Annotated in this window: 15 protein-coding genes and 1 pseudogene; 8 read left to right on the forward strand and 8 right to left on the reverse strand. The window is 50.0% G+C overall.

The annotated features are described in order from the left end of the window. From QM579_RS04990 to QM579_RS05005, 4 genes are all read left to right on the forward strand, one after another. Positions 1–272, forward strand: a 272-nt coding sequence (locus tag QM579_RS04990) for an ABC transporter permease subunit (RefSeq protein WP_414998081.1), incomplete at its 5' end; no start/stop codon positions are given. Between the two features lie 2 nt (positions 273–274). Further along, complete coding sequence (locus QM579_RS04995; protein WP_414998082.1) at positions 275–1,174, forward strand: ABC transporter permease; 900 nt, start codon at positions 275–277, stop codon at positions 1,172–1,174. A 19-nt stretch (positions 1,175–1,193) separates the two neighbouring features. Continuing rightward, complete coding sequence (locus QM579_RS05000) at positions 1,194–1,961, forward strand: ABC transporter ATP-binding protein (RefSeq protein ID WP_414998083.1); 768 nt, start codon at positions 1,194–1,196, stop codon at positions 1,959–1,961. Between the two features lie 256 nt (positions 1,962–2,217). Further along, entirely contained in the window at positions 2,218–3,300 is a 1,083-nt protein-coding gene (locus QM579_RS05005; protein ID WP_414998084.1) for an ABC transporter substrate-binding protein, read from the forward strand. A gap of 267 nt (positions 3,301–3,567) precedes the next feature. On the opposite strand, the gene QM579_RS05010 is transcribed toward QM579_RS05005, so the two are convergent. From QM579_RS05010 to QM579_RS05020, 3 genes are all read right to left on the reverse strand, one after another. Beyond that, on the reverse strand, positions 3,568–3,960 hold the full coding sequence (locus QM579_RS05010; RefSeq protein ID WP_414998085.1) for a DUF488 domain-containing protein: 393 nt from the start codon (positions 3,958–3,960) through the stop codon (positions 3,568–3,570). Positions 3,961–4,089: 129 nt separating this feature from the next. Then, on the reverse strand, positions 4,090–5,268 hold the full coding sequence (locus tag QM579_RS05015) for a sugar transporter (RefSeq protein WP_414998086.1): 1,179 nt from the start codon (positions 5,266–5,268) through the stop codon (positions 4,090–4,092). A gap of 147 nt (positions 5,269–5,415) precedes the next feature. Then, positions 5,416–6,054 (reverse strand): hypothetical protein, encoded by a 639-nt coding sequence (locus QM579_RS05020; RefSeq protein ID WP_414998087.1) that lies wholly within the window; start codon positions 6,052–6,054, stop codon positions 5,416–5,418. A gap of 482 nt (positions 6,055–6,536) precedes the next feature. Between QM579_RS05020 and QM579_RS05025 the strand changes: the two genes are divergently transcribed. Next, positions 6,537–7,055 (forward strand): hypothetical protein, encoded by a 519-nt coding sequence (locus tag QM579_RS05025; protein ID WP_414998088.1) that lies wholly within the window; start codon positions 6,537–6,539, stop codon positions 7,053–7,055. Between the two features lie 43 nt (positions 7,056–7,098). Then, positions 7,099–7,593, forward strand: coding sequence for a hypothetical protein (locus QM579_RS05030; protein WP_414998089.1), 495 nt, complete (start codon positions 7,099–7,101; stop codon positions 7,591–7,593). Positions 7,594–7,922: 329 nt separating this feature from the next. Here QM579_RS05030 and QM579_RS05035 read toward each other — a convergent pair whose 3' ends face one another. The 5 genes and pseudogenes from QM579_RS05035 to QM579_RS05055 form a co-directional block, all read right to left on the reverse strand. Beyond that, entirely contained in the window at positions 7,923–8,336 is a 414-nt protein-coding gene (locus tag QM579_RS05035) for a pyridoxamine 5'-phosphate oxidase family protein (RefSeq protein ID WP_414998090.1), read from the reverse strand. 14 nt (positions 8,337–8,350) lie between these two features. Beyond that, the gene (locus QM579_RS05040) at positions 8,351–8,809 is read right to left on the reverse strand and encodes a MarR family winged helix-turn-helix transcriptional regulator (protein WP_414998091.1); all 459 of its coding nucleotides are present in this window, start codon (positions 8,807–8,809) and stop codon (positions 8,351–8,353) included. 346 nt (positions 8,810–9,155) lie between these two features. After that, on the reverse strand, positions 9,156–9,608 hold the full coding sequence (locus tag QM579_RS05045) for a universal stress protein (RefSeq protein WP_414998092.1): 453 nt from the start codon (positions 9,606–9,608) through the stop codon (positions 9,156–9,158). Positions 9,609–10,661: 1,053 nt separating this feature from the next. Further along, positions 10,662–11,131: pseudogene (locus tag QM579_RS05050) on the reverse strand (hypothetical protein). Between the two features lie 99 nt (positions 11,132–11,230). After that, positions 11,231–14,467: a S8 family serine peptidase gene (locus QM579_RS05055; protein WP_414998093.1), complete on the reverse strand. Its 3,237-nt coding sequence runs from the start codon at positions 14,465–14,467 to the stop codon at positions 11,231–11,233. Positions 14,468–14,943: 476 nt separating this feature from the next. On the opposite strand from QM579_RS05055, the gene QM579_RS05060 reads away from it, so the two are divergent. Beyond that, the gene (locus QM579_RS05060; RefSeq protein ID WP_414998094.1) at positions 14,944–16,305 is read left to right on the forward strand and encodes a M20 family metallo-hydrolase; all 1,362 of its coding nucleotides are present in this window, start codon (positions 14,944–14,946) and stop codon (positions 16,303–16,305) included. Positions 16,306–16,338: 33 nt separating this feature from the next. Continuing rightward, positions 16,339–17,946 (forward strand): helix-turn-helix domain-containing protein, encoded by a 1,608-nt coding sequence (locus QM579_RS05065; RefSeq protein WP_414998095.1) that lies wholly within the window; start codon positions 16,339–16,341, stop codon positions 17,944–17,946. The last annotated feature ends 198 nt before the right edge of the window (positions 17,947–18,144 follow it).

Consider the following 18,144-nt stretch of genomic DNA (forward strand, 5'->3'; position numbering starts at 1 on the left):
GGCAGATCTTTACCACCATCTGCGTGCCCTCTGCCCTGCCTATGGTGTTCGGCGCACTGCAAATCGCGCTGGCCTATTGCTGGGTGACCCTTGTGGCCGCCGAACTGCTGGCTTCTGACCAGGGTCTTGGCTACCTCATCACCATTGGCCGCATGCTTGGCCGTACCGACCTGGTTGTTGTGGGCATGGTAAGCGTAGGCATTGCCGGGGCTATCATCGGCTTTATCATTGACAAAATTGAATCCCGGCTGCTGGCCGGTATCAGGAGATAGGCATGCAAGATTCATCTGCGCCTACCACTGTGAAGGCCACAAACGATTCTTCAACGGACACCCAGAGCGTCTGCAACGAAACCATTCAGGCCACTACCAAGCGTGAATTTTCGCTGATTCGCATGCTCAAGAGCGAATACTTTCTGCACGTCATATCCATTGTCGCCTTCTTCGGCATATGGCAATGGGCTGCCACGTCCAACGTATTCGGGCACACCAGCGCCCTGGCCACGCCCTTTCAAGTGCTGGAAAGCCTGCGTGACCTCAGCTCGCAAAAACTTTCGGGCCTGACACTGATGGAGCATGTGCTCATCAGTACCCAACGTGTCATCATCGGCTTCTTTCTTGCCGTGCTTCTGGGTGTTCCGCTGGGCCTGTTCATGGCCTTCAACCAGACATTCAAGGCCGTGGTCAAGCCGCTTTTCGACATGTTCAAGCCCATGCCGCCCCTGGCCTGGATATCCGTAGCCATTTTGTGGTTCGGCATCGGCGAATCGCCCAAGATCTTCATCATCGTCATCGGCTCGTTTGTGCCTGTGGTGCTGAACTCCTACAGCTGCATGCAGCTTATTGAGCCCGAACTTTTCGACGTGGTGCGCATCATCGGCGGCAAACGCTGGGACGAAATTCGCCTTGTGTGCATTCCCGGTGCGCTGCCCGCCATCACGGCCGGTCTTCAGATCGCAATGTCCAGCGCCTGGACCTGCGTGGTCGCGGCAGAACTGGTGAACTCCCGTTCCGGGCTGGGCTATATCATTATTCAGGGCATGAAACTGTCCGACCCCGGCATGATCATCGGCGGCATGCTGATTATCACTGTGGTGTCGCTGATCTTCACCCAGGGCATGACTTTCATTACGAACAAGCTTTGCCCGTGGCAGCGTGAAATCGAGAATCTTTAGAATCCACGGAGTTAAAGACATGAAAAACACGCCGCCCAAAATCGTCTGCGACAAGTTGTGCAAGACTTTTGTTCAGAAGCGCACCCAGCTTGTTCCTGTGCTCAAGGATATTTCTCTTGAAGTGCACGAACAGGAGTTTCTGGTCATTCTCGGCCCCGGCCAGTGTGGCAAGACTACCCTGCTGCGCACCATTGCCGGGCTTGAAACGCCTACTTCCGGCACCATCACTATGAATGGCAAAAAGCTGGACGGCCCCACCCCTGACATCGGCCTTGTGTTCCAGAGCTACATGCTCTTTCCCTGGAAGACCGTGCGTCAGAACGTGGAAATCGGCCTTGAAGTTCGCGGTATGGAAAAGGACGAAGTGCGCAAGGTTTCTGACCACTATCTTGGCATGGTGGGCCTGCACGGCTTTGAAAACTATTACCCCCACCAGCTTTCAGGGGGCATGAAGCAGCGTGTGGGCATTGCCCGCGCCTATTCGCTCAACCCTCAGGTCATGCTGCTGGACGAACCCTTTGGCCAGCTTGACGCCCAGACACGCTTCTTTATGGAGCAGGAAACCGAGCGCATCTGGCAGATGGACAAGCGTACTATGATCTTTGTTACCAATAACATTGACGAAGCGCTTTTCCTTGCTGACCGCATCGTGACTATGGAAGACAAGCTGCCCGGTCACGTCAGGTCGTCTTACGACGTGCCGCTGGCGCGTCCCCGCGACACGATGGACCCGGCGTTTCTGGAACTGCGCGCACGCATTACCGAAGAGCAAAAACTCACCCTTTGATCCACTTATGGGCCGGACCCCGCACGAGGTTCGGCCCGTTTTTTAGGGAAGCACTGATTGAAGAGCCTCCCGGAAACGCGCAGTTATTTCGTTTGGCAAGGCGCGATCTTTTTTGAAGCAGGAGTGGACTCTTCCGTCCTCGGCTGTTTCAAAAAAAGTGAAGCAACGCAGCCAAACGGAATAAATCAACGTTTCCTTAGAAAAACGGAATGCTGTTCTGTACCCATACACAACCTGGAACAACAAGGAGTTTGCGATGAAGAAGTGCCTTTTGGCTGCCGTGTTCTGCTGCTTTGCGATGTTGCTCGGCGCTGGGGCTGCTCAGGCCGCTGACAAGCCCGTGAAAATTTCTACCTGCTGGATGGACGAATCCCCGGGTTTCAACATCTGGTACGCCAAAAAGATGGGTTGGGACAAGGAAGAAGGCCTGGACATTAATATGCTGCTGTTCAACAGCGGCCCTGCGCAGATGGAAGCCCTTCCCGCCAGGGAATGGGTGCTCGGTTCCACCGGTGTTGGCGGCCAGCTGATCGGCGGCATCCGCTACAAAATTTACGCCGTGGCCCCCATCATCAGCGAAGGTGAAGTGCACGTGCTTTACCTGCGCCCCGACAGCCCCGCGGCCAAGGTCAAGGGCTACAACCCCGACTACCCCAACGTGTACGGCAGCCCCGAGACCGTCAAGGGCATGAAGATCCTGTACACCTCGCAGACCACAGTGCACTACATGATCGGCAAATGGCTGAAGATCCTCGGCCTGACCGAACAGGACGTCACTTTGGTGAATATGGAACAGCCCTCTGCCGTGCCCGCCTTTGAAAAAGGTATTGGCGACGCCGTGTGTCTGTGGGCTCCCTTCACCTTCATAGCCGACTCCCGCGACTGGGTGCGCGCTGGTTCCGCTACCGATATGGACGCCATCACGGTTTCCTCCATCGTGGGCGACAAAAAGTGGTGCGACGAAAACCCCGAACTGGTGGCCAAGTTCCTGCGCGTGTACATGCGTACTTCAGACATGCTGCGTGAAGAAGGCGCAAGCCCCCGCATCATCAAGGAATACCGCCAGTACATGAATGAATTTGCCGGCATTCGCATGACCGACGAAGAAGCCAAGAAGGACATAGAAATTCACCCCCGCTGGACCTACGCTGAAACCGTGGCCCTGCTTGACGACTCCAAGGGTGAATCTCAGGCAGACAAGTGGCAGAACGACGTGGCTGGCTTCTTTGAAAGCATCAAGCGTTTCTCGCCCGCCGAAATCCAGAAGTTCAAGGACGCCAAAATCAATACCGACAAGTTCCTGAAGCTCGTGCAGCCCGCTGCTGCTCCCGCGAAATAAGGCCAAGCGGCATCGTTTTCGACGCCTGTGAGTTGAGCGACAATACTGCCGCTGTTGAGCCAACAGGGGGACATCCGTAAGGGTGTCCCCCTTCTTCATTTTCCGGCCCAAAACAATAGCTGCTGCGCACAGATTCACGCCCGGTGCACGGCCTTCATGCTGGCACACATAAAACAGGGCGAAGCTGCATAAAACAGCCACGTCCATAGTTCCTGATGCTCAATCAGGCAGCCCGAAGATGATTCGAGCAAAAACAATTGAAAGGGCTCAGCCCTTGGCAGACTCTCCGCCCCTGCCGGGCAGTGCCTCCATATACTCTTTCAGGGCCACCGCATTGTTGCAGAGCTCATCTTTGGCGGCGTACAAAAACACCACAGTGCCGTTATCCGCAATAATTTTTTTCAGATCATCCACAGCGCTACTGGCTGGCCCGGGCGCGGCAAGCTCTGCAAAATAGCGCTGCTGAAAGGCATCCCACTTGTCTCTGTCGTGAGCAAACCATTTGCGCAGTTCGTTGGAAGGGGCAACTTCCTTGAGCCACACATCCCAGCTGGCAGCCGCCTTGGAAATCCCCCTCGGCCAGATGCGGTCAACCAGAATGCGAATGCCGCCAGAATCGGTGCTGGTGTGATCATATACTCGCTGGAGAGTGATGTTCACTGCTGCCTCCTCTACGGGATGTCTCTCAAGGAATGATTTTTTGCCCAGGGCCTTTTGCCGCCGCCAGCCGGACTAAAGAACATTTAGAGGCAGCCCAGCTTCGCGCAGTGCCTAGCGTAACTGACGGCTCTACGCCACCGCCCTGGTACTGCGCGCGGAATAGATGCTGACAAGAACTGTGACCAGAAAAAAGGCCGCTGCCGCATAGCCTGTCATGTGCAGCCCAAGCTGGTTGAACACAAGGCTGCCGATGAAAGCCCCGCTGCCGATACCCACATTGAAAATACCCGAATAGATGGACGTGGCAATATCTGCGGAATGTGACGCGATTTCAAGAACCTTGCTCTGAAACAGAAGCCCAAGCACGGCCATGCTGCCACCCCATAGTATGCAAATGGGCACAATGGTCACCAGATGCACAAGGGAAACATCGAGCGCCACGAGGCAAAGAAAAATCACAAACGACGGCAGAATGAACACCAGCTTTGTTTTCATAGCCGTCAGCTTTGTGGCGAACAGGCTGCCGCAAATGCCGGAAAGCCCCATGAGCAGCAAGAACAGCGGCACGGCTTTGTCAGAAAAGCCGCCAATCTGGATCAGCAGGGGCGCAAGGTAGGTGTAGGCAAGGAAGTAGCCTGTCACCGCCAGCATTGTTTGCAGGTAAAGAAGCGCAAGTTCCTTGTTGCGAAACAAGCCGGGAACGCTTTTGAACGAGCCTGTATCCTTGGCCACAAGCGGCGGAAGCAAACGCCAGAGTATAAGGGCGATGCAGGCGGCCACAGCGCCAATAAGCAGAAAGGCCGCCCGCCAGCCAAAGTGCTGGCCAACAACTGTACTGAGCGGTACCCCCAGCACCGTGGCAAGCGAACTGCCCACGATAACGATGGCAATGCCCCTGGCCTTCATTGCCTGCGGCGTAATACGAACCACAATAGGGGTTGCTATGGCCCAAAAAACAGCGTGCGCGTTGGCTACACAAATACGCGCGAGCATGAGGGTTGCGAAGTTGGGAGCCAGAGCGGAAAGCACATGCCCGGCTATGAACACACCAAACAGACCAATAAGCAGCTTGCGCCGCTCAAAACGCGCCGTAAGCGCGGTGAGCGGCAAAGAAAGCAAAGCAACGGCCCAGGCGTAAAACGCCACCAAAAGTCCGGTGAAGGCTTCGGTTTCGCCAAGGTCCTTGGCAATTTCCGGCAGCAGCCCGATGGGCAGAACCTCTGTGGTAACGAATATGAAGGCGGCCAGCGCCAGAGAAAAAACAGGAACCCAGATGCGTCTGCCTTCCGGGGTTTTAATTGAAGTCATAATCTGATCCTTATCACGCGCAAAAGTAGTACCAGTGTATTCTATACGCCTGCTTTTCGCGGAGCACAAGCCGGGCGGCAGTGGACGGATCAGTTGGTGACGGGTGAGAAGGCCAAGATTTGCTTGCGTAGCTTTTCCAACGACCTGTTAAAGATGTACAGGGAGCCCGTGCTCCTTTAGCACCTGCTCAATCAAAGGGAAACTAAAAGTGCGCATTAATGCCCCATTGCTGGCAGCGTGAAGGGCTTGCCGCAGAGTTAAATCATTCATGTGTTGTCCAACAATCCCATTTACCTTCTTGACTACCCAATCCTGTGTTCTGGTTAGTGGTTGATTCTCAATGAATTTTAGTATCTTGGCGAATCCTCCAGTTGGAGCAACATTCCATATGGTTAAAATCAAATAAATTGCCGTTTGAACTTCTGCATTGAGTGGATCAATGCCTTCGCCCGGCATCCTCCCTCCCGCCGCACCTCCTTGTGACGCAACCTCGGTTTTCGATACTGCATGTTTGAATGGGTCAAATAGCCGTGGAAGATCAATAGACGGTTCGTGAAGTTCTTTAAAATCGATAGCGCAACTTCTTCCTACATAGAACACCCCTGCATCGGTTGGGTTGTTTTTTTTCTGATATTCAAAGGCATAGTACTGGTCTGTGAGCACACCACAACATCCTTGTTTGCTTTGCTTCGGAAGAAGTTTGAGGTGCCCGACGCAGGACAACAAGTATTGCCTGACAATCTCGACCTTTGCTTTTTCCCCACGGCAATTTTTCGTAAATGGCATATCCAACTCCTTGTATTGCTAGATATTTCAGTCAGCCATTTCGTATAAGATCTGTCAAGGTACAGCACCTGAAACATTGATGCATAGGAATAAAAACAAACGGGGTACCCACATCCCGCCGCACCTGATGCCTAGCCACTCCTCGCCCCCCCACACACACCGCTTCAATAATGATGGTGTTTCTCTGTTTGTTGCGGCCCTGCCTACCTCAATCCTCTTTGTTGGGTATCGCAGCCCTGTAATGCCCATCAGTAATATATAAACCCACCTCGGCTCTTTACTACTGGCCTTGATCGCATGACAAACTGCAGTTGTAGATGAAATTCACTTTTCTTTACTATTACAAAACTTCATAAAGAACGTGTTTATTGGCAATAATTCGTATAATATTTGATTACGTATTTTTATTATTGACAATTTATTGCATTTGTACGATCTGCCTATCTGGAATATGAGCATTACAAAACTACTTGGAGCAGTTTATGAAGCGTACTATTCTGCTAGTATTTGTTTTTGTGTTGCTTGCTGGCTGTACTGGGTATTACCAAAAAAAGACAGGCGATCCAGTGCCACAATTGGCCAGAGAAACAATGACTGATCCAGACAGCGGGAAGCCCCAAAAAGACTGGATTCCTGTGTTCGACACGGAAGAAACGGTAAGCCCTCTGCAGGCACGGGAAGAAGAACGGCGTTGCATGTACAGACTGTATGAAGGAAAAAACATCAGCGAGTTACATCACCCTAACATGACACACAAGACTTTGCCGAAGAAAAAGCATCAACTATGGGCATATTCGATTTCGTATGTCGAGCAAACCACAAAATCTGGCGGTTTTTTTAGACCTGATGAAATTATAAGAAAGAACAAAAGCACTGTTTTTAATATTTTCACAGACTTGAATGGGGATGTCCTTTCGTGTTCTTGGGTCAGGGGCACAGCGGACCATTTGGCTGAACGGCGCGCCAAGGAGTCTCAAGACGAAGCACATCCTGCTCAATAGTGCGGTTGTTTATCGCTTGTCCCTTTGATATTTGGAGAATCAGATGTTCAAGAATATAGCGCTGTTTGGCTTGTTTGTGATGCTGATTGGGTGCGGCGGCAGGTATGGCAAAGGCTATGATGGGTGGGATGAAAATTATGTTGATGCTGGAACCGGGTTTACCATGTGGTTACCCAAAAAAATGAAAGAGCGTCACTATGGATCGTCTATTGTGGATGAATATGCAGAAACCTGTGGCAGAAGCTCGGTTCTAGATGTGAACCTGCTGCCAGACGCTGACGATGTAAACAAAGAAGACGCTGACGGCATACGCACCTATGCCTTTGCAGGCAGGTATTATGCCGATGGTGGAAGCGACATGAGTTGTGACGGAAAAAGATTTAACCGCACAATTAAACACGACTATTTTTTTAACATCATGATAAACCAGAAGGGCCAAGTGCTGGACTGCAAATACCTCTACTGGCGGGAGACGATGCTCTCGCCAATTTCCGAAGAGCCTTCCAATTTACTATCATTACTCCGTAGTCTGATATAGCATCCGCTGCCCGGAAGAAGGGGATGCTGCCTCTCATTGTAGAGTTCTGACAAGCACACCACCAAAAAAATTAAAGCCCCCGATCATAAAAGGTGATCGGGGGCTTTGCAGAATTCAGTCTCGTCAATACTATTTATGGTTTCCACGATTACCAGTGCAGTTTGCCGGATCAGTAGCGCGTAACCAAGAAATCCATTGCTCGAGAACGCTAACCTGACCCCCAATATACTCTCTTTCTTGCCCGTAGCATATTGAGGTTACGTTAGAAGCCCGCCTGCCATTACGCAATCCCAGCAGCAGTGGCGTTTGTGCGTGCTATGGTTTTGGGGCTAGAAAGAACCATTGCTCGGAGGATTACCGGAAAAGTCCGCAATCACATACGCGCCGTGCTCAACGCAGAACGTCGTGAATTCCGGATTATCCGCCGATCCGTAAATGCCCTTGATCAGGGGTTGCTCCGCCAGAATGCGTTCTTTAATCGCAAGGTTGTCTTCAAGAGAAACCTTTGCGGTAACGCGAACCCAGGCCATGTCTTTATTGATGGAGCAAATCTCTACCGCGGGATTGGCCTGAATCTGCTTGAAAACGTCCTTGCTTTTTCCCGTGCAGAACCACAGCTTGCCATTGTGCTCAAACTGGTACTGAAACGCCCGCACATGCGGCTGACTGCCACTGACGGTAGCGAGAAAGCACATGGGAGCTTCGGCAAGAAAACCTGAAATTTCTTTTACTGTATTGCTCATAGCAACCTCATATTTCAAATATTGTTTGGTTCATTTTGCTGCAGGTTACGCAAAACCTTGTGCAGCGTTTGCGTGCAGGCGGCCTTTTCAGCCTCACCCACATCGCCCCATACCACTTGCAGCAGATCAGCAGAAATTTCTTCCTGAATCCTGCGGATGGCTTCCCCTTTTTCCGTCAGCAGCACTATCTGCGAACGGGCGTCCTGGGGGTCAGGCTCGCGGCGGCAATAGCCCCGGCTTTCAAGCGTGCTTATAAGGCCAGTGACCGTATTCTTTTTTCTTTTAATGCGCTCTGCCAGTTCGTTCATTTTCAAGGGGCCAGCCTCAAAAAGCGCATGCAACACCGCGCCGTGGGCAGGAAGAAGATCGCCTACGCCGTGTCGGGATAGAGCGTTTAGAATATACGTGTTGGCCAGTTCACGAATTGAAGCTGCCAGGGCAATAATTGCGCCGCTGTTACTTGGAGTGTTCATGAAACCTCATTTTTAGTTCGTCGACGAACCATCTGGACAAGAGATAGTTCGCTGGCGAACTAATGTCAACTACTTGGTAGAATCATGTTTTTTTGGAATTCAGAACATCTTGTCGTACTGCCGAACGAAATAAAATAATCCCGACCCCTTGAAGGCATTCAAGAGGTCAAGAGTTCAATTCCCTCGGCTCCACCAGATATCTTAAAAACCCCCGATCATCAGAAGATGGTCGGGAGTTTTTACGTAACGTTGTTAGTCAGGTTGTTCAGTGAAATGAGTGCCATCAAGGCGGGCAAGGCAAACGTTTTGCTTTTTATAAAATGAAGCATGCTTTGCTGGCAGTGCCTTAATCGTCAGTGGCAACAAATTTTTTGTTAACTAAAAGTACGGGCATTGTAGCATGGCGTAAAACATCGTGGCTCACACTTCCAATGACCATACTCGTCAATTCACTTCTGCCTCGTGTGCCCATAATAATCATCGAGCAACCAAGCTCTGACGCGGTATTTATGATTGTTTTAGCGATAGAACCATACTTGAGATATGTCTGTATGGTGATGTCGCTTGTTGCAAAGGCGCTAGAAGCATCAGAAAAAAATTGTGCGGTTTCTTCTTCGTGCCTGCGCATAAGTGTTTTGCGCTGCTCACCTCCAATCAAAATAGGGATGGGTTCGTGACAATGAAGCAAATGGATGGTTTCTTTACCGGGTATCGCGCCCGCTAGCTGCGCTGCCACGCGACAGGCAAATTTTGCATCTTCCGAGCCATCCACCGGAACGAGAATGCTGGAGTAATCCATATTTTCTCCGGATGTTAAATAGTCCCGTCAAGGTCAGCGAAGTTACAGATAATGAAGCTACGCGTTGTTCGAAATTTTTTATCCTGATGGGCTTGCAGGAGCAACAGGCAGTTGCGACTGCCGCGAAGAGTTGCGCGATGCGCTTCCAGATAAAATTGCCCTGGCAGTGGTGATGCCAAGCCGGAAAACACAGCTACTGCGGCCGAATGAAATGTTATCGCCCCTCGGCATCACTACTTGGGGGCTATGCCAATTATACCAGTTTACGGTTGGATAGTCGCTTTAACCGCAGCTCAGATGAAATTATACTTGTGCTAAAAACAATCCTGTAATTGCTGTTCATTGTCAAATAAGCGCCTTGTTGCGGGTACACTACTATGAACTCAGCTAGTGATGTAACAAAAGTCGGTATTTTTCAGGAACAACCCTGCTGAGCATCGTTCCTCACTCCGGCCATTTTGTGCAAGTTGCCTCGCATGGTTAGGTTGGGCGGGTATGCTATGAAGCTACGCTACCCCTTGCGGGGTTCATTCATAATTGTTGCCAGGTTGCGAGTTGCAGTTGATGGCGTTCAGTAGGCAAATAACAACCTTCAGCCATGCCGTTATGAGTACGGCGACATTTCGCGCCAAACAACTTGCAGTCTCATGAATCTTGGTAATTCTGTAATATCTCATCCCAAAGACCCGACAGTTTTATGAACGTATCCTCTTTCCCCTCTAGTGTACCCTTGAAGTAGGCGTATTCAATATACTGGTACTGCTTTTGCGCGTGACAAGGCTCAGATTAAGACTTCAATTAAAACCCCGGAAGGCAGGCGCCTTTGGGTTCCTGTTTTTTATCTGGCGCTGGCCGCCTTCATATTCGTTACAACTGAGGTTTTGCTCATCGGGAGGCTGCCGGAAATCGCCAAAGATCTTGGCGGAATCAAGGCTTTCATCAGACTTTTGGTAGCTTCTTACGCATGGGCTGTGGCTTTGCTTTTCTTGTCTGCCTTGATGGCTGTCACTTCACTGAACAACCTGGCTAACGACGTTACGCCACCCCCCCCGATCATCCTGTGATGATCGGGGGGGGTGGTATTTGGCGAACACAAACTATTTCAGAAAAATGAAAATAAAAAGTGTGCTTGTGCAAGCCTCTAAATCGCACGAGCCGAGTTTTTGCAACGGCCCAAAAGCTTTCATTCGCGTTAATGTGGGAATGCTTGTTTGCAAATTTGAACAGTAGGGCACAATTTCCGTATAGACGTGCCCATTGCGCTTAAGTAGGCCTAAAACGATAGTTTTGCCACGAGCCCCCCAGCCTCTGATGCCTCTAACCCGGCGTGCTCCAAAGTAGCTTTCATCAACCTCACCGCTGACAGGCGATCCCACCTCACAGTACTGGGCGTTTCTCTTACGGAACGCAACGAGATACCGATTAATGGTATTGCGGTTGAGGCTCGTGACGTCGGTAATTTGAGAGGCGTCAAAATCAACGGCAAACTGCCTTACGATTTGGCGGATTTTGTCCTCTGAAATCCTCGAGCCATAAGACTACGTGTTTTTTGGTGCCATACTTAGCTGTTAGCCTTTTGCTGGCCTCTCTGCTAGTCATGACCCAATTACAATTCCATTGTTCTAGAAATCCAGACCAAAGCTGATTCCGCCCATGCAGGATGAACTGTGCGCTCTAAAAAATTCTGCGCCAAGTTCTACCTGCGCAAAAAATCCGCTGGAGTGCGTTGCACGCAAATTGGTCTGAACCAGCATGGCATCACGCCCCGGAATATCTGACTGGCTCTCAAAGCCAACATTGTAGCCCTTGAAGCCTGCCTTGCTGGTAATTGTGCCATCAAGCCAATCATGCCGCCAACCCGCCAAAGTATCCCATGAGAGGGTTGTGCCGTTTTCCAGTTTACGGGCAAGCTTTGCATGCGCACCCAGCACAGATGAAAGGCTGTCGTACGTGGCTGCATCCAGCTTGAGGGCTGATGCTCCGGCTCCGTCTTCTGTCACGTCAGGACGGGAGCTCAAGCTATATTCAAGCCACGTCAGGGGGCCAGCTTCAACTCCACCCCAAGCCGTCTGCCACGTCCAGTCCTTACCGCCACCAGCAAGAAAGTCGGCGGTAAGCCCAGTCCAACGGCTGTTGTGGTTACGCAAATATCCGTTGAAATTGACCGTGCGCTTCATGTCTACATCTTCAAAGCCAATACGCGCCAAGCCCATAAGATAGCCACCGTCCCACCAGGTAGGCTTGAAATGGGCATGACCACCAACAGAAGCAGCCAGCGTTTTGGCATTGGCTTCGCCAGCATAGTGCATATAGGCACGGCGGCCAGATATTGACACGTCAAACCCGGCAGTAAGACCACTATCCCACAGGCGATCAACACCAAGGACCAGCCCTGCACCAGATGAGGTGAAACCTGCGGAACCGCCATTGGCATTCATATTGTTGTAGTTTCCAAAAGGTAGAGCCCACGCCTGCCAGCCTGACGCCGCGTCGCCGCTGGACATGCCGCTGCTATCTACTGCGATAAGTGATGAGCCGTTACCCATAAAGCGCTGCATCAATAACAGGTTAAGCTGGCGTTGCGCTTCCAGACCTGCCCGCGCCACGGCGTCATAACTATTCGGGCTCAGCTGCTCCATAGCCGGAGCAACATCGCGCCCCGATGCGTCTGACCAATCCAGGGCTGTGAGAAGATTTTGCATATCCCCGGTGGCTTTTTCAGACACAGGGTAAAGTGCACGCCCAACATTGGCAGTCGTTGTGCTGGTGGCATAACGGCTATATGCGTTGAGCATGCGTTGCTGGCTCAATGTAGCCTCACCCGTACTATTGATTGGGGCGGCGCTGAAGCTTAGCGTGGGTGAAGCTGAAGCCATGCCTATGCTGCTGAATTCGCCAGTAAGATTGCTTGCGAGTACGCTATCGACGTTAAGGGCATAACCATTTGAATAAAATCCGGCTGTAGGCGAAAACCGCAACGCCCCGTCAAGTGTTGCGTCCGTTGCGCTAAGTACTGCATATCGCTTGTCGGCAGTAATGCCGATACGCAACGTGCCATCGGCATTTTGCGTATAATCGTTCACGGTCAGCGTCAGCCCACGGTAGCCTGGAGCCACAGTGCCTGCGTTCACAACCTTTTGCTTTATTTCGCCATCACCGCGCAAGACGCCGTTTTGGTACACAAGCACATCACTATTTTCCAGCACGCCGCCTGTTCCGTCTGCCCGGTGGCTCACGGCCAACTCGCCGCCTTCTATTACGGTGGCTCCCTCGTAAACATTGGTACCACTGAGCACCAGCAAACCTGCACCAACTTTGCGCAAGCCTACGTCAACCCCCCTCAAGGCCAGCGCGTCCGGCCCATTCAAAAAATCAGCATGATGATAGTCATCATTCCATTGGCGCTGTGTGATATCGTTACTGAATTCTGCCGAATACCCCTGAGTATCGAATGTTTCCAGAGCATAGGTATTTGATCCCAATTCGGGCAATGTCACCACATCAGCCGCTGTCATACGGTTGGCGTCTAACCGTGCAATGCCGCGTACAGCCTTGCCAACGTCCAGTAAGCCCTGACCAAAAGCTTCTTCGCGTGTGAGATCTTGAACTGTATATTTTCCTGACTGCGCCAAATCTTTCAACAATTGCTTCATCGCAGGGGCAGAGATATCGGCTTCGTCTATCCATTGCTCAACCTCGCTCAAGGTGCGAGGAGCCCCAAGATTGTCCAAAACTACGATAAAAAACTCATCAGGTGCAACCGGGTCATCATACTTGATAAGAACTTCTGGTGCTACAAAGGTATTGTCGGCAGTGGTCAGTATGGCATCAGCCAGCTGCTTGCCCGTCATCCAGGGGAAAGCCTGTTGCACCAGCCCTAAAGCACCACTCACATAAGGAGCAGCCATGCTGGTACCACTTTCGAATTTATACCCGTTTGTTTCGGCAGCAAGAGAATATATACCACTGCCCGGTGCTGAGACACTCCACAAGCCAGCCTTGGAGGCCAAATTGCTGAAGTGGCTAACTCCAGTTGAACTGATGGTGCGCGTGCCATCAGGCGCAGTTGATATTTTAGATATGTCGAGAGAAATAACACTGAGCCAAGCTTTCAGTTCTGGCATATACCGTGGCAATGCGCCTCCAAGGCCTGGAGCCAGCTTCGATTCGTTCCCTGCCGCGAATACAATTACCTTATTATAATCTGCCGCCAATTTTGTAAGCACATCATATTCTAAATCATCTTTTACGTCTGCTCGGATAGCTGACGGAACATCGTGGGCGGGGTCAAGAGCCGGATAAAAATCCCCCCCCCAACTATTATTGATTATGCGTAATTCCGGATGGTTCGCAAAAAAGCCTAGTAGCTCTGGCAAATAAGTATTGAGCGATTTATTGTCTGCGCCTTCATCGTACCCCAAATAGCCTACTGACATTAAAGTGGCGTCAAAAGCCACACCGTGCATGCCTATGCCATTGCGCGCGGCAGCCATAATGCCTCCCACATGACTTCCGTGTGTGTCTTCCTGCCACAACGGTATGTATGGTTGCCCTGTGCGTGTATCAATACCTATATATTGCCCCGTCAACTTACCAGCCAATTCTGGATGATCGAAGCGTACGGGAGTATCAATAATACCCAATGTTACACCCGCCCCGGTGTACCCCAGTGCGTAGGCTTCAGCAGCTCGAATGAAATCCAGCCCTGTGCTATTATTGTACTCTTGAGTTTTGAAGCTGCCGGGATCGGCGGCATCCGTTTGTTGAGGAGCACAACAAATCAGGAAGAGCAATAACAACGCAATATTGAATCTGATTCGAAAAGATGATGTGTGGTCAACGCATAAAGAAAAAAACATGCTTCCTCCTGGTCAGTTTTCAGCATCAACGTACTAAAGCCGATATCACCAAATACACTTAGAAACATTGTGAATTATGTCCCTTCTGCTGTTGCGATAAATGGCCCTTTACATTAAATTAGATATCATCAACACCGTGATTTTGCGCAGGGGGGGATTGTGCGCCACCCCCCCAGCACATATAATATTATTTTATATTTCAGCAATTTAACTATTAAAAAAAACTTCTTACCCCCTTAGAATATAAAATCAGCGACATCTTAATTCATGCTATTTCGCAGCACAGCGACTAAGGATTTTCATTTTTAGATAATATTAGATATTACTATCCTTTACAATTCGCTTGCACCAAATTTCTTTGATGTAAGGTTTGGGTACAAGCATAACAAAGTACTATTAAATGTATCTTCAACTTCATATTGATCATATAAGATACAGCTGGTGCGAACAAAACGATTGCTCCGGAGAAAATTATAATGTCTCGTCGTCGGTCATATAATTTCATCATAATTACCAAACTAGTTATTGTTTGCCTGCTTCTCTCTTTAAATATTTCCAATGCAGAACCACTGTTGCTTATAAAAACCAAAAGCATGCCTCAACAGCGTGATTTGCAGGCCGTATTAAACTTTTTATCAAACCAGCAGTCTACGGTTATCAATATCCAGAGAGAACTCGTTTCCCGTCAGGCAGTAGGCCCAGAATACGGTGGTGAAGGCGAAGAAAGCAAAGCCAGATGGGTAGAGAACTGGCTTAATGCGCGTGGCATTCCGTATGAGCGGCTGGATTATCCGGACGAACGGGTTCCGGCAAAAGTACGACCAAACATTGTAGCGCGGTATCCAAGTGCAAATGCAACCAATGGCAAAACCTTATGGCTCCTTTCACATCTGGATGTGTCTGCACCAGGGCCGCTGCATTTATGGGATGGCAACCCCTTTGCATTGAGGATTGATGGCGATGTTATGTATGGCCGGGGAGTTGAGGACAACAATCAGGCCATCACCGCCAGCCTGTTGCTTCTTGAAAGCCTGTTGCAATCAAACATTCAGCCACCGCAACAATTAGGTATTGTACTGACCTCAGGAGCCCTTACTGGTTATCAGGCAGGCGTTGGGCATGTAATGGCTAAGAGGCCAGGCATGTTTTCCTCAAATGATCAGATTCTTGTGATGGACTTCGGCAAGGAAGAGGGCAACCTCATCAGCCTTGGTGAAAAAGGCAACATCTGGCTAAAGGTCACAGTTGAAGGCAAAAGCGGCCATGCTGGCACGCCCGGCAAAGCCAATAATGCTTTCGCCGCTGCCGCCGAGCTCGCACATGGCCTTCAAGAACTACAACAAAAATTTCCCGCGCAAAATTCTTTATTTACACCACCCCACACAACATTTACTCCAACCAGAACAGAAGATTTCAGTACTGGCATAAACCATATTCCGGCAAAATTTGTTTTTTACGTTGATGCGCGTGTGTTGCCAGATTATTCGTTTGATGAGGTACAAAAAGCCATCCGCCAGCTCGCAGATAAAGTAGAACAATCTGACGGAGTACAAATTTCCATTGAGCGAATTGAATCAACACCGCCTTCACGAACCACTTCTGATCAGGCTGATGTAATAGTTGCGCTTGGTCGTGCCATACGTAATCAACTTGGAAAAGAACCCGAGCACACAGGAACAAGCAGTGTAACTATGGCGTCAACCTTACGTGCCGCAGGTTTACCCGTGGCAGTCTGGGGTATACAGGAAACCATGCATAACCGGCCTGAAGAACAGGCACGTATAAGCGCGCACATCAATCAGGCCAAAGTGCTGGCTAACATGCTTTTCGCCCAATAATTTGGCATCGAAATTTTGAAAATGAGACTTACAATGACGGTCAGGCAGGCTCTTGCAGACATGCGCTTCACTTGGATCGGGCTTGGACTCTGTTTGTCTTTCGGCTGGCTATGGTCAACCAGCTTCAGGAGCGCTCTACAACAACCCACTCTTTCAGATTGGGCCATTGCGGCTGAACCATTGGGGCTTGCTGTAGGCACGGGATGTTTGTTTTGGGCATGTGCCTTTTATATGCTATCTGGCAATACTTCTCGCCCAACGCAGATCAAAATTGCTGTATTGGCCCATTTAAGCCCCATTATTATTCTGGGGCTTCCTCTTTTCATAGCGCGCTTTTCTTTCACAGCTTACGTCATAATGGCAGGTTTTTTTGCTGCCGCCGCCGGAGTCTGGTGGATGACACAACTATTATATCTGCCACCCGTTTCGGCTGTTTTGGCAGTCACCTGTTCTACCATTTTCAGCTATTTGCTTGCCACAATCCTACCATTTTTACCTATTTTTTCGCCTAATATTACAGCATGTTTTCTTGTTGGTTGTCTTGCCGTGGCGCTACTTCTTGCTCTTTTCGTCTGCAAGCCTTTCTCCGGTCTTTCTCCATCTGTCGAGGCTTCCGAGCTGACCCCGATCACGGCTGCAACGATATTTGCCCCAATTCTTGTCCCACCGGGTCTGGCTTTTGGCGGTATTGGATTTTTAAGTGTTCTGCTAGCAGCTGATACAAGTGGAAAAGACGCGGCATTGCAGCTTTTGGGATTGATTGCTGCTATAATTCTCATAGCAAGCCACCAAAAATATTATGCAAATCATTCATCACATAAAAGCGGGCTTTTTTTGCGCTACGGCGCTCTTGCCATTTGTTTGATTTTTTTGACAGGTGGCATCCTACCTTCTGCGTCTGAGCGAGCCATCACGCTCTTGCCTGTCATTGGATTTATGGAGGCAATGGCATTGGCTGTGTGCACCACGGCACTGCTTCAATTGCGTTTACCATTGCCACTTATGTATCTTTTTTCTGGTTTATTTCTGCTTATGGCCCTCTCAGCCGTTAATTTCTGTCATTTGGCAGGGTGGAAAATCGTTTACCTTACGATTGACGGTGCCCCTGTTTTGTTAAGTCTGATGGCTGCAGTCTGCACAGCAGCGTTGTTGTACAGACTGCCCACATCTCCCACACCCGTCGCGCACAGCGCAAAAGCCACTATTGCCGCAGGCGCCATTATTCCAACAATAATCAATGCTGCACCGGAAAATTTGCCATCAAATAGCGCGCAATTGTCTGACACGTTAACGATGGCAGACATCACGACACTAAAATCTGAAGCAAGGGTGGAGTCAGGTAGTCGAAAAAAGCAATCAAAGCCAAAGGATGAAGCAATGCCCCCTGCTCTAGGGCAAGAGCATCATCCAGAGACTCAAAACAGAAAAACAGGCAAGGCCACACCCGATCTATTGACTGCCCGGGAGCGTGGTTTGGCGCTCTTGCTTGTTAACGGACACAGCAATAACGAAATAGCGGAATCTCTTGGGCTTAAAAGAGACACTGTGCGTTGGTATATCAAAAATCTTAACAAAAAAATGGGGACGTCAGACAGGCAAGATCTGATCGCATTTTTGGTGAAGACGAAAAATACTGAATAGCATCAGGCACACGTTTTTAAATATTACATGGGTCATGACTAGCAGAGAGGCCAGCAAAAGGCTAACAGCTAAGTATGGCACCAAAAAACACGTAGTCTTATGGCTCGAGGATTTCAGAGGACTAAATCCGCCAACTCGTAAGGCAGTTTGCCGTTGATTTTGACGCCTCTCACATTACCGACGTCACGAGCCTCAACC

It is taken from the genome of Desulfovibrio sp. (assembly GCF_047607245.1).
In the GTDB taxonomy this organism is placed as follows: Bacteria; Desulfobacterota; Desulfovibrionia; order Desulfovibrionales; family Desulfovibrionaceae; genus Desulfovibrio.